We start from the raw sequence: 12,453 nt of genomic DNA, 5'->3' as shown, positions 1-12,453 counted from the left end.
TTGTTCATCGTGGAACATATCTCATTGTTTATGCTTGGGAGGCCATCAAATGATTTTATCTTTAGACCAAGGGACTACTAGTTCACGAGCCATAGTGTTCGATAAGGACGCTAGAATCGTCTCACAAGGGCAATATGAGGTTAAACAATCATTCCCACACCCTGGCTGGGTGGAGCATGACCCAGAGCAAATCTGGGCGTCACAGCTTGCAGCTGCAAGAGACGCGATTTCTCTAGGGGGGATATTGCCTCAGGAAATATATTCGATTGGAATTACGAATCAGAGGGAAACGGCCCTAATCTGGGATAAAGCAACAGGTAAGCCGATTTATCCTGCGATTGTGTGGCAGGATAGACGTACTGCCGAGCGGTGTGAAGAGATTAAGAGTAAGGGGTTAGAGGGACTCATTGCTAGCAAGACGGGACTTGTTGTGGATGCTTATTTTTCCGCAACCAAATTCTCCTGGATTCTTGATCATGTGGACGGCGCACGTGAGCGGGCGAATCATGGCGAGCTATTAGCTGGAACCGTAGACAGCTGGCTGATCTGGAAGCTTACTGGCGGGGCTGTGCATGCTACTGATGTAACCAATGCATCGCGTACGATGCTATATAATCTACATAAGCGCTGCTGGGACGAAGAGCTAATGGAAGAGCTTCGTGTACCACGCTCCATCCTGCCAGAAGTAAGGATGTCCGGAAATGAATTTGGAGCAGCAGACGCTCAGTGGTTCGGGGCAGAAATACCTATTCACTCTGTATTAGGAGATCAACAGGCTGCTTTGTTTGGACATACTTGCCTTGAACCCGGCAGTGCCAAAAACACATATGGAACTGGATGCTTTATTCTAATGAATACAGGTACAGAAGCTGTAGTCTCCAGTCATGGGTTGTTGACCACTGTGGCTTGGGGAATGGGAGATGAACTCTATTATGCGCTCGAGGGCAGTGTGTTTGTGGCCGGAGCGGCTGTGCAATGGCTTCAGGAAGGTCTAGGACTCATAACGGAGCCAGCAGACTCAGAAGACAAAGCGCGTGAAGTTGAGGACAGTGAAGGGGTTGTCGTCGTACCAGCTTTTACCGGACTGGGTGCGCCTTATTGGGATATGTATTCACGTGGAGCCGTATTTGGTTTGACTAGAGGCACGACCTCGGGACATCTGGTCCGAGCAACGTTAGAGTCATTAGCATTTCAGTCTAGAGATGTAATAGGAGCTATGGAAAAAGACGCAGGCATGCCATTGACCGGCCTTCGTGTAGATGGTGGAGCTGTTCGTAATGATTTGCTCATGCAGTTCCAGTCTGATATCCTCGGTAGTGAAGTTACTCGAACAACATATGCGGAGACGACTGCGCTGGGAGCAGCACTTCTGGCTGGATTAACCTCTGGGGTCTGGACAAGAGAACAGCTAGAAAGCTTTAACAAAGCGGAGAGGGTCTTCTCACCTGTAATGGATATGGATGAGCGTGAACGTCGCTACAACGCCTGGAAAGACGCTGTAGCGCGTACCATGGGCTGGGAGAAACATGAAAGATATCAGTGATCAGGAGATGCATATGTCCAACAACAGAAGTAGAGAAACTGATACTGTAGAAATGCTTGGCGAAACGGAATCAGATTTTCCCACTGGATTGGCCAAGCCTGCCCTTCGAGCACTCCATGGTGCTGGATACACACAGATCGATCAGATCAGTAAGCTCACTGAGTCAGAGCTTCTGCAGCTACATGGGATGGGACCAAAGGCACTTGATCAATTACGGCGTGCGCTCATGGAGAAGGGTTTGTCCTTTGCCAGCGAGTCCTAAAAACCAATGACAGATCAATATAAAAAGCGGCAAGCTAAGGATAATCCTTGGCCTGCCGCTTTTTATGTTGTAAGGTCTTAATATTCAATAACAAATGCTACGTTTTGCCATCCAGCGCCCACTGTCCAGAACAGAACTTTATCTCCACGTTCGATCTTTCCTGTTGTAATAGCTTTGTGTAGAGCAATGAACGGGCTACTAGTTGAGGTGTATCCGAATTCATCCCCTATGTACACCGCTACATCGCGATCAATCCCCACTTTATCACAAACATCAACGATATTAGGCAGTGAAAGCTGTGAGAAACAAGCTGCTTTAATAGATTCAGGCGCTATGTTGTTATCCGATAGAAGGGTGCGAATCGATTCAGAAGCAGCATCTACGCAAATGGAATCATCAAATGGAATGAACTTCACATTGAATTCTCCAGCCGCGACGCCTTTTCTACCCAGATTAGCCAAACCTTCAGCCGGGAACTTGGAGTTGCCGTAAACACATGTGTCTGTTTGATAGATAGAGTCAATGAAGCCTACCGCATTATCATCGCGCTCAAGAAGGATTGCCGCAGCTGCATCACCGAAGTTAGCATAATAGACAGGATCATTCTTGTCTGCATGAGGTGCTACATAATCGGACCCGATGACCAAAGCACGTTTAATTCTAGGGTTGGCTTGCATTTGGCGGCTCACCTGTTCAACGGAAGCAGTCATACCCGCACAGTTAGCATTGCTATCAATGCAAATCGTATGGGATGCGCCGTTGATTAAACGGTGAATCATTAAAGAGTTAGTAGGAAAGATATATTCAGGAGTTTGACTTGCATAGGCAATAAGATCGATATCAGCGCCAGTGAGACCATTTTTATCCAACACATTACTGGCAGCCTCGAAAGCCATCGTTAGGGAATTTTCTTCCTCATTCTTAATGCTATAGCGCGTATCACGACCTAAAGTGGTCAGTAGACCTCTGATATCAATACCCTTTTCGTCAAAATGCTTAATGAAAAAGTCGTTACCAACTTTATTACTAGGATGATAGATATCAATGTCTTGAATACGAATCCCGGTCATATGAATCCTCCTGAAAGACTCTATAGTTTTTTTGAAATTAAATGAAGAACTAAACGGTAACGGTAGAAATGATCTCGATGTTATCTAGTCCTGCTTTACGACCCAGACGAGCAAGCTGCATTTTAAGAATTGGGTTATTCTCAAGGGTTAGATTTACTTTTACAAATCCATCATTCTTAAACATTACGAAGCAACCTTCCAAAAGAGGTACAACATCAGGTGCAGTTACATTTAGCTTTCTGCAGTCGATTTGCAATTCATAGTCTGCTGGATGGATAGGATTAATAGTTTGTTGATAAGCTTGGATAGATTTCATCCCATCTTCTTCAGAAAATGTTCCTTCCAGCTCGATATTGATCACTTTTTTAGCGGTGTCTGTCTTCAAAATAAATTGTCCCACGTTAACATCTCTCCCATTATTATGATTTTGCTAATAATAGTTTGACTGTAATTAACAGCCGGGTGAATATCCATATAAACTGTTTTTTTACGACATGTAACCATAATAGACAGTATTAATATTGGAATATTTTAACTCTATTATAGGCATAGTATATTTAATTCCCAATAAAAAAAGTCGAAATGTGTAACTTTATGTCGGATTATTAATTACTTTATTTCTTCTATCGTTTCAAGAAGAATATTAAAAGCCGTGATGATTCTAGGTGCCCCTATAGCGGGTACTAAGTGTAATAGAATACCTTTGAGTTGTTCTACAGTAACTCCCACACGAAGAGCCATAACATAATGAACACCCAATTGATCAAACTGACCCATCGCAATCAGAGCAGAGATAACTGCGATTTCCTTCCAGTCAGCTTCGATTGTGTTGCGTTGAAAAATATCGCCGTAGGCATTCCCCATAATAAATTCAGCCAAGTCAGGGAAATGTTCTTTAATCGGAGCCAGTGCTTTAGCGCCGTAATCTCCTGAGAGATTCGTGAAGTGGTTAAGACCACTGTTTACATTTTCTTTCATAGTGAATAGTGACCTCCTAATTTAGGTTTAAAGTACGGTGAGCAGTCGGAGGGACCTCATCACGGTCTGTTAACAGTTCAATGACGGCAACACGGTTGATTGCAACAGCGTCCTTGATGGCTGTTTCGAACTCCTCCGCTGTCTCACATTTGTAACCCGTAGCACCTAGTGATTCTGCGAATTTCGCAGCGTCCATAGGGACTTCGTAGATCGTTCCGTCAATACGTCCTGTAGTTTTTTCCATACCTTTTAGAGCCATATCTAGCTGTTTATTATTAACAACAATGAATATGACAGGAATATTCTTGCAGACAGCAGCGTTAATCTCTGCCCCTAGCATCATAAAGCAGCCGTCTCCTGTAATACAGAAGATCGTTTCTTCTGGAGCAGCAACCTTTGCACCAATCGCCATCCCGATGGAATTACCCATACAAGCAAAGTAAGCATCGAAAACAAAACTGCCAGGTTTCTTAACCTTGTACCATTTGGCAGCATGGAAACCGTGGCTACCATCATCAACAAAGACTGTGCTGTTATAGGGAATCAAATCACTCATCGTACTCAAGACCGATGCAAGTGAAAGGTTTGGTAAAATCGGAAGCTCTTCGGTATAACCGGGATTTGTTGGTGCTTCGCGTTTTGTGATGTTGTTCGTGTCAATGTTATTAAGATAGCAAACTAGATTGTCGCGTAGATCTCCAGTCACAGGAATCGTTTTAGAGAACAATATTTTTCCGACAAAAGTCGGATCGCTATCAAACTGAATTAATGTTGCAGGATGATTTTCCCTTTTAAGATTACAAATAGTCATATCACTTAAACGTGAGCCGAGAACGATAAATAGATCACTTTGATTCAGCAAGTCATCCCCATGGGAACAACCGCCTACTCCAATTGGACCGTGATAGAGTGGATGATCCCAAGTTATAGCCCCTTTACCACCTGGAGATGTAACTACAGGAATATTAAATGTTTCCGCTAATTGAATTAGCTCACTATGTGCTCCTGAACGGTTAACGCCTTTACCAGCGATAATGATTGGATTCTTTGAGTTATTTATAGCATCAAGTACACGGTCGATATTAGCGTGGCTAACAAGTGATTCGCGTTCAGGGATTACAATATTACATTCCTCTAGCAATTCCGTTTGCACATCAAAGGGAATACAAAGGTGAACTGGACCACGATTACCGCTCAAAGCAATGGATATGGCATGATTAAAGATTGTGCTAAAGTGATCTCCACGTTCAATAAGCTTGCTATATAAGGTGGCAGGTCTAAACATATCAGCTAAATCAGCTAGAAAAGAGGTAGAGTCCTGACATTGGGGAATACCAAGCTCTTTGATAGATTGATGGCCAGTAATAAATAGGACAGGTAGGTTGTTAGCCTTAGCATGTGCTGCTGCAGTTAATAGGTTTGTTCCACCAGGACCTGAAGTACCAAATGCTACACCTAGTTTTCCAGTTTTCAGCGCATACCCAGCTGCTTCGAAGCCGGAACTGGACTCATGTCTCCCAGGAATAAATTCAATACCGTAATCTACCATTTTAAGAACGATAGGACAAATGGATTTGCCAATAATACCAAAGGAATGGGTAACACCTAGGTTCCGTAGTGCTTCCGACATGTAATCTGCGACTGTCTTCAAAAAAATACACCTCACAAGTTGATTGTTATTTTGAAATTAAACATTAGAAAACCTGTGCTCTGAAATAGGGCACAGGTTGGAAGCATAAATCGCCATAGAGACTGAACAATAGTCCAGTCGTCTTGGTTTTCAGCAACCTGGCTGTCATGGCCTCAGATTAAAATGAGGCTGTAGATCCATGGTTTTGCGTCATCCTCTTTCGAAGATTTTGCCAATATTAATTTTAAAATTTATAAGAAGAATTTTCCTTTACAATATATTCCTAGAGATACTTTGTCAATATATTCTTGCAAATTAACTCGAATTTTGACGAAATTCTTGTCCAACCTATGAAATAATAAATATAAAAAAACTGCTCCTAAGAAAAAACTTAGGGGCAGTTTTTGGATTTGTTTATACGATTTGTTATTTACTTAAAATTTGAAAATGTGGATCGTTTTCTGTAGATTGAATACAGCCTGAGTCATTTTCTCAGTTTCTTCTGCGACGGACTGCAGGGCATTAATTTGTTCATTCATAGCGGCCGATACTTCTTCGGTGCCGGCAGCGGTTTGCTGCGTGATCGCAGAGATATTCTCTATTGCACTTGAAATTTTCAAGGCACTTTCTAACATCAGATCACTTTCAGAAGAGAAGGAAGAAATCTGTTCAGTAATATATTGCACACTTTGCACAATTTGAGCAAAGATATGAGCAGATTGAGTGATCATCTCATTCTGTACCTGTACGACTTCTTCGTTGATAGCGATATTGTCAATCGCTTGTTTAATATCAGTTTCAATGCTCCGAACTAAACCGAAGACTTCCTTCGTTGAAGCCGTTGATTCCTCAGCAAGCTTACGAACCTCCTGTGCGACTACAGCAAATCCTCGACCATGTTCTCCGGCACGTGCTGCTTCGATGGAAGCATTCAGCGATAAGAGGTTGGTCTGCTCTGCGATCTCTGTGATGGTTTTGGTGATCATCGTAATTCCTCGAGCGTTATGAGAAAGGGCTTCGATAGTATCCGCTACTTTTTGAGTAGCCTGAATATTTTTACGCATGCCTTCAGCTTGAGTATCAACGGATTGTCGTCCTTGTTCAACTAGTTCTAATGTATGTATTGAACGTCTGTTCATTTCTTTCGTTGAGTTCGTATAATTGGATACCTTATTCTCAATATCTTTAATAGATTCTGTCATTTCAGCGATATCTGTAGATATTTCATTTGCACCCAGAGCTAGCTCGTTGGATGAAGAGGCTACCTGTGCCATGACAATTTTCAAATTCTGATTCTTATCTTCGATTCCGCGGCTTGCATCCATGACTTGGCGAGTAATTTGCGAAGCTTCTGTCAGAATCTTCTTGAGCTTGTCAATCATAGTATTAAAGGAACGACTTACATCCCCCATAGACCCGTTCTCATCGGCCCTACTAGTAAAATCCCCTTTTGAAATACTATGAGACACATTCGCGATGTCATCAAAAGAAGATGTAAGCGTTCTCTCGATAAAGCGGGCAACGGGAAAAGTTAAGGCAGCTAGAACAACTACTAGAACAATACCCAAAATAATGTTGCCTAAGATCATAAAAGTAACTAAAACAGGAATAGCAAATAATGCGGCAACGAGGTAACATCCGGCAACAATTCTTTGTTTTAACGGAAGTTTATGCATCCAGTTCATTGGTATAATGTCCTCCTTATTAATATTATGTATTGGTGTTATTATATGGGATTTAAAGGTGATTGGTCTATAGTAAGAACTGACATAAATCATCATTAAATAGTAGTTCTTTAGAATTATTGTCAAAAATCCTCATATATAGCGTGAATTGTTGCGATAGCAGACCTTACCATCTCTAAAAGTTCTTGTGGTGCAAGAACAATAACTGAGGGACTAAAGGATAGGGTGATTCGGCAGGCCGATTCGATCGTATTAAATTCAGCATCTACGTTCACCCACTCTGCATCTCTAGATGGTTCTAGCAAATGGAGAGTGACAAATCTTTCCCGCTGCAATTCTTTTAACACAGAAGCTCTAACCCTTAGTTTTGCCGGGTACTTTGGCAGCGCTGCTTTAAAGGCCGTGGTGGACTCTTCCCAGTAACGCTTTAAATCAAAATTGTTAGGCCTGTTGAACCATTCATGGGTTTCCTCAACGTTAACTAATCTGGACACACGAAAGGTCCGTAGCTCATTCTCGCTTTTGGCCACAACATACCATACTCCTCGTTTTGCAACTAATCCAAGAGGTTCAATCATACGGACCTTAGTCTCGTCGTTCCTAAGATAAGTGATTTTTACTTTGCGGTCATCCCAAAGAGCTCCCTGCAGGACAGAAAGGAATGGATATGTCTCATCGGAAGGATGCCAACTGGCACCGTCAATATGAATGCGCTCGCTAAGGTAATTTGCTGGGTTGCTAGTTCGATGTGAGGAAGCCGCCTCCAGTTTGAGAACAGCTGAAGAGAAGTCATCCTGTATTCCCAGATCCTTCATTATTGAGGAGTCAGCGGACAGAAGCAGCGAACCAATCTCTTGTGGCTTCATGCCCGTTAGGGAGGTACGGTACCCTTCTGTAAGCATCCAGCCACCTTCACGCCCGCGTTCAGCTAAAATGGGTATCCCTGAAGCACTTAATGCTTCCATATCTCTAAACACAGTTCGTTCTGACACTTCGAGTGTTTCGGCCAGTTCGCGAGAAGTCATTTTTCCACGGTTTTGCAACAGAAGCAATATAGATAACAAACGGTCGGCTCTCATTAGGCTATTATTTCTCCTCGTATTAATTATTGTACGATCCCCACTAATCATTTCTAAATCATGATTATATTATATATGTCAGTTGATGTCATATATAAACGATATACTTATAAAACGTAAGGAATGATCACAGAATACTGAAATCTGAATTCATGTGGAAAGGGTTGAAGGATATGACATTGAAAGGGAAAGTCGCACTGGTTACCGGGAGCAGCAGAGGTGCTGGCAAGGGGATCGCTTTAGAATTAGCAAGAAGAGGTGCTTTTGTCTATATTACAGGGAGAACCACAGATGTCTCCACCACAGAACATATTAAGGGGAGTATAGATAGCGTACTTAGAGAAATAAAAGAGCGTGGAGGTTCTGGTGCGGTAATACGATGTGACCATACGAAGGATCAGGAAACAGAAGCAGTGATTCGTCAGATCGCTGAAGAGCAGGGGCGACTCGATATCTTAGTGAATAACGTATGGGGAGGTAACGATCTAGCTGTCGAGCAGAAGCCTTTTTGGGAGTTGCCTACAGCTCATTGGGACAATATGTTTAATGCCGGTGTGAGAGCACAGTTGATCACGAATTATTACGCAATTCCCCTCATGCGCAAGGCAAAAAATGATGGTCTAATTATCCATACAACCTTCTGGGATCATTATAAATATTTAGGCAACTTTTACTATGATCTTTCAAAAAATACACTATTACGTATGGCCTTTGGTCTGTCACAGGAGTTAAAGGATGATGGTATTGCGGTTATCCCACTTTCACCTGGATGGATGAGAACAGAAGCGGTTCTAGAAGCCATGAATACAGATGAGGAACATTGGCAAGAAGTCGAGGAGCTGAAAATGAGTGAATCGACGACATATATTGGTCGAGCTGTGACTGCACTGGCTGCTGATCCGAAGGTTATGTCCATGTCCGGTGAGCCGCAGCAGGTTGGAACGCTTGCTGAAAAGTATGGTTTTACTGATATCGATGGAAGGATAATCCCTGCATTCATAATATAGGAAGAAAAAGATTCATTAAATAAAAGAAAGGCCACTCCCGTACATGCTGGAATGGCCTTTCTATGTTTTAGATTAAAGAAGGATGATTTCTTCGGCAGTGTTAATTTCTGGTAAACCAGCAAGCTTCACAAGGACATGTTTTGGAACAGCTTTGTCAACGGTCAGCAACATGATTGCAGCGCCCCCAACAATTTTACGTCCCACTTGCATGGAGGCGATATTAACATCGTTCTCCCCAAGCAATGTACCCACGAGTCCTATAATCCCTACTTTATCGTTATGGGATACAAAGATTTGATGGCCTTCAGGAGCAATATCAACTGGGAACTTATTCACTTGAACAATCCGTTCTCCATAGCCTTGCAGCAGGGTGCCGGCAACAAGATACTCTTGGTCATGATCAGCTTTTAGAGTGACAGTAATCAGATTGGTAAAGCCTTTAGTTTTAGAAGCTTTAGTTATTACTACGTTTACGTCGCGTGTTTTCGCCAAATGCATGGAGTTTACGATATTAACGTCCTCTGCAAAGTGGCGGGAGAGCACACCTTTTACAATATAGCGGGTTAACGGTTGGGTATCTACATCCGAAAGATCCCCAGCGTATTCAACATGAATCTCACGGATAGCGGCAGCTGCAATTTGGGTAACAAAGCTGCCCAGTTTCTCCCCAAGCGTGAAGTAAGGTTGAAGCTTATTCATTACACTTGGTGCTACTGGAGGAATGTTGACCGCGTTAATGAACGGTTCATTACGTAGAATATGCAGTACTTGTTCCGATACATCGATCGCTACATTCTCCTGAGCTTCAATGGTAGAAGCGCCCAAGTGAGGAGTCACGATGATTTTTGGATGCGACAAGAAGGGGTGATCTGCTTGTGGCGGCTCTTTCTCGAATACGTCGAACGCAGCGCCAGCAACAATACCGCTATCGATAGCTTCTACTAACGCCATTTCATCAATTACACCACCACGAGCACAGTTGATGATACGCATTCCCTTTTTCATCACTTCGAATTGTGGGCGAGAAATCATATGGCGTGTTTCCGGAGTAAGTGGAGTGTGCACAGTAATGAAGTCAGCTCCGCGAACAACATCGTCTACGGAAGCCAATTTAACTTCCATCTTTTCAGCACGTTCAGCTGTTAGGAAAGGATCAAAAGCAAGAATTTCCATACCGAAAGCTTTAGCGCGTTTAGCCACTTCGCTACCGATTCTGCCCATTCCAAGTACACCTAAAGTTTTACCACGAAGCTCTACGCCTACGAAGGTTTTTCTATCCCAGGTTCCACCAATTGTTTTTGCATAAGCTTGTGGAATGTGACGGGCAAGAGCCATCATCATTGCGAAAGCATGCTCACAAGTCGTAATTGTATTTCCATCTGGAGCATTAATTACAACAATACCACGCTTTGTTGCAGCATCCAGTTTGATATTATCCACACCAACACCAGCACGGCCAATTACTTTTAGATTTTTTCCTGCTTCTATGATTTTGTCTGTTACGGTAGTTTGACTGCGGACAAGTAGGCCATCGTATTCACCGATAATTGCAATGAGTTCGTCTTCGCTGAGGCCTGTTTTTTTGTCTACAACTACATCTTCTGCGTCCATCAATTGCTGAATGCCCAAATCACTGATTGGATCCGATACTAATACTTTAAACATGGTTTCTTATCCCCCTTAAAGTTGAAAAGCTTTATATGTCGAGGACGCCTTTTTGGGCAATCCACAATACCTGAAGATTCACGAACTAGTAGAGAAAAAACATGTGATAATAGTAGATCAACGCGGTGTCGCATGAAAGAAGATGCGTGCAGGAGTGCCGCGGAACCGGTAACTTTGGGCAAAAGGATAGTATAGATTAGGTATTTAGGAATTAAAAAAACTCCCGACCCCCATACTACTGCCGTAGTAAGGGACGAGAGTTATCTTCGTGGTACCACCCTAATTCACTGCAACTTGGAAGAAGCAGCCTCATTGGCCTGCAAAGGCCACACTGGTAACGGAGTTGATCCGATTGCACCTACTTTAAGGTTCGATACAATATCTCAGGAGCGCTAAAGACATCTGTTCGTCACCGGTTTGCACCAACCACCGGCTCTCTGAAGACTTCCAGAATCTTTGTTCCATCATCGTTTTTGATTGATTAATTTTTTCATAATGTAACACGGTAATGTAGATGTGTCAATAGGCTTTGAAAGTAGGCTTTCTTGAAGTGAACTTCATTTTTCGTTATGATTCAATGACTGGTTCTATTCATAAAAAAACGGGAGCTGAGGAATCGTCTCCTTGCTATAGTACTGTTCTCGCCACTTCATAAAATCCTCTACCTGTATAGCACCAGTGGAAATAAGCAGGGTTACAGAGGACTGAACATCCGTAAGATTCAATGAATTGGCAGTACCAGAATGTATCAAATCGTCTATTTTTGCGGTAATGTCCTGAGGATCGTAGGCTGCAAAAATTCCGCGATTCAACATCATATCAGCAATGGATGCGTTCTTTTGAAGAAAGGGCATTTTTTTCCACTGTATAAAGGACATGGTCTTTAGCTCACCAGCATCAGAAGGGATTTTCTGGTTTGTCTTAGAGCCCCACTTTAGCATAGAATCATAAAAGTTCTTTTGTGCGAGCAATCCGAATTTAACCGCACCAGCAGTATAAGGATCATTTTTCAGCAATTTTGCCGTCTCTGCACCAGATGCACTTGCACTTATTTCACCGGAAGCTTTGGAGAATAAAGTTAAGCTTTTGAGTATGTTTAGCTGTGATTGATGCAATAAGGGAGAGTTGGAAAAGATAGAGTCCTGGTTAACTCTTTCATATTGTTTATCTGCTAGAAGGTTAAGATTCTTCATAGCTGCTGCGTTCACACGGGCATCTGTACTGCGTGCTAGCTTGTCCACTTGTGTGTTCCAATTCTGCTTGAATTCCCGATAAGGCAAAAATACGTTATGATAGAAAGTAACAAGATCCTTCTGTTGATAAGAGCCCGTGAATTCTTCTAATCCATATCCATTACTGCTTTTTTGTTTCTCATATTTTGCCTCTGTTTTGTCTGCGCCAACCTTGACACCTGTAAAAAATGCAGCAAAGGCGCAAATAAGGAAAAACAAAAAAAACAGGGTGTATAACATTTGAGTACGGGAGTTACGTTGGCTCATAATAAGTGCTCCTTTTTCTGGGGGAATTATCCTAT

11 protein-coding genes, 1 riboswitch and 1 other annotated feature are annotated in these 12,453 nt (G+C 42.5%); of the genes, 3 read left to right on the top strand and 8 right to left on the bottom strand.

Annotated elements, in window-relative coordinates:
• Positions 1 to 49 precede the first annotated feature (49 nt).
• Both glpK and QNH28_RS20575 read left to right on the top strand, forming a co-directional pair.
• The gene (glpK, locus tag QNH28_RS20580) at positions 50 to 1,543 is read left to right on the top strand and encodes a glycerol kinase GlpK (protein ID WP_283908330.1); all 1,494 of its coding nucleotides are present in this window, start codon (positions 50 to 52) and stop codon (positions 1,541 to 1,543) included.
• Positions 1,527 to 1,805 (top strand): helix-hairpin-helix domain-containing protein, encoded by a 279-nt coding sequence (locus QNH28_RS20575; RefSeq protein WP_349655003.1) that lies wholly within the window; start codon positions 1,527 to 1,529, stop codon positions 1,803 to 1,805. Before glpK ends, QNH28_RS20575 begins: the two co-directional genes overlap by 17 nt.
• Before the next feature lie 77 nt (positions 1,806 to 1,882).
• On the opposite strand, the gene QNH28_RS20570 is transcribed toward QNH28_RS20575, so the two are convergent.
• The 6 genes from QNH28_RS20570 to QNH28_RS20545 form a co-directional block, all read right to left on the bottom strand.
• Complete coding sequence (locus QNH28_RS20570; RefSeq protein ID WP_283908329.1) at positions 1,883 to 2,875, bottom strand: 3-oxoacyl-[acyl-carrier-protein] synthase III C-terminal domain-containing protein; 993 nt, start codon at positions 2,873 to 2,875, stop codon at positions 1,883 to 1,885.
• Positions 2,876 to 2,924: 49 nt separating this feature from the next.
• Positions 2,925 to 3,275, bottom strand: a complete 351-nt coding sequence (locus tag QNH28_RS20565; protein ID WP_283908328.1) for a hypothetical protein — start codon at positions 3,273 to 3,275, stop codon at positions 2,925 to 2,927.
• Between the two features lie 209 nt (positions 3,276 to 3,484).
• Complete coding sequence (locus QNH28_RS20560; RefSeq protein WP_283908327.1) at positions 3,485 to 3,853, bottom strand: carboxymuconolactone decarboxylase family protein; 369 nt, start codon at positions 3,851 to 3,853, stop codon at positions 3,485 to 3,487.
• 16 nt (positions 3,854 to 3,869) lie between these two features.
• On the bottom strand, positions 3,870 to 5,504 hold the full coding sequence (locus tag QNH28_RS20555) for a thiamine pyrophosphate-binding protein (RefSeq protein ID WP_283908326.1): 1,635 nt from the start codon (positions 5,502 to 5,504) through the stop codon (positions 3,870 to 3,872).
• 128 nt (positions 5,505 to 5,632) lie between these two features.
• Positions 5,633 to 5,727, bottom strand: a riboswitch (cyclic di-GMP riboswitch).
• Between the two features lie 190 nt (positions 5,728 to 5,917).
• The gene (locus tag QNH28_RS20550; protein ID WP_283908325.1) at positions 5,918 to 7,168 is read right to left on the bottom strand and encodes a methyl-accepting chemotaxis protein; all 1,251 of its coding nucleotides are present in this window, start codon (positions 7,166 to 7,168) and stop codon (positions 5,918 to 5,920) included.
• 122 nt (positions 7,169 to 7,290) lie between these two features.
• Positions 7,291 to 8,247 carry a helix-turn-helix transcriptional regulator gene (locus QNH28_RS20545; RefSeq protein ID WP_283908324.1) on the bottom strand — a complete coding sequence of 319 codons (957 nt, stop codon included), beginning with the start codon at positions 8,245 to 8,247 and terminating at the stop codon, positions 7,291 to 7,293.
• Between the two features lie 152 nt (positions 8,248 to 8,399).
• On the opposite strand from QNH28_RS20545, the gene QNH28_RS20540 reads away from it, so the two are divergent.
• The gene (locus QNH28_RS20540; RefSeq protein WP_283908323.1) at positions 8,400 to 9,254 is read left to right on the top strand and encodes an SDR family NAD(P)-dependent oxidoreductase; all 855 of its coding nucleotides are present in this window, start codon (positions 8,400 to 8,402) and stop codon (positions 9,252 to 9,254) included.
• A 72-nt stretch (positions 9,255 to 9,326) separates the two neighbouring features.
• Here the strand turns inward: QNH28_RS20540 and serA are convergent, their stop codons facing one another.
• Both serA and QNH28_RS20530 read right to left on the bottom strand, forming a co-directional pair.
• Positions 9,327 to 10,919 carry a phosphoglycerate dehydrogenase gene (gene serA / locus QNH28_RS20535; RefSeq protein ID WP_283908322.1) on the bottom strand — a complete coding sequence of 531 codons (1,593 nt, stop codon included), beginning with the start codon at positions 10,917 to 10,919 and terminating at the stop codon, positions 9,327 to 9,329.
• A 246-nt stretch (positions 10,920 to 11,165) separates the two neighbouring features.
• Positions 11,166 to 11,396 (bottom strand) — a binding site (T-box leader).
• Positions 11,397 to 11,506: 110 nt separating this feature from the next.
• Positions 11,507 to 12,418 (bottom strand): hypothetical protein, encoded by a 912-nt coding sequence (locus QNH28_RS20530; RefSeq protein ID WP_283908321.1) that lies wholly within the window; start codon positions 12,416 to 12,418, stop codon positions 11,507 to 11,509.
• Between the last annotated feature and the right edge of the window lie 35 nt (positions 12,419 to 12,453).

Origin of the sequence: Paenibacillus sp. G2S3, assembly GCF_030123105.1 — a bacterium.
Lineage (GTDB): Bacteria > Bacillota > Bacilli > Paenibacillales > Paenibacillaceae > Paenibacillus_AQ.
Note: the sequence above shows the minus strand (reverse complement) of the source record. Positions and strands in the feature narration are given on the sequence as shown.

Coding starts and splice junctions, on each gene's coding strand:
- QNH28_RS20560 (WP_283908327.1), bottom strand. CDS start 3,853: ATGAAAGAAAATGTAAACAGTGGTCTTAACCACTTCACGAATCTCTCA.
- serA (WP_283908322.1), bottom strand. CDS start 10,919: ATGTTTAAAGTATTAGTATCGGATCCAATCAGTGATTTGGGCATTCAG.
- glpK (WP_283908330.1), top strand. CDS start 50: ATGATTTTATCTTTAGACCAAGGGACTACTAGTTCACGAGCCATAGTG.
- QNH28_RS20570 (WP_283908329.1), bottom strand. CDS start 2,875: ATGACCGGGATTCGTATTCAAGACATTGATATCTATCATCCTAGTAAT.
- QNH28_RS20530 (WP_283908321.1), bottom strand. CDS start 12,418: ATGAGCCAACGTAACTCCCGTACTCAAATGTTATACACCCTGTTTTTT.
- QNH28_RS20540 (WP_283908323.1), top strand. CDS start 8,400: ATGTGGAAAGGGTTGAAGGATATGACATTGAAAGGGAAAGTCGCACTG.
- QNH28_RS20575 (WP_349655003.1), top strand. CDS start 1,527: ATGAAAGATATCAGTGATCAGGAGATGCATATGTCCAACAACAGAAGT.
- QNH28_RS20550 (WP_283908325.1), bottom strand. CDS start 7,168: ATGAACTGGATGCATAAACTTCCGTTAAAACAAAGAATTGTTGCCGGA.
- QNH28_RS20545 (WP_283908324.1), bottom strand. CDS start 8,247: ATGAGAGCCGACCGTTTGTTATCTATATTGCTTCTGTTGCAAAACCGT.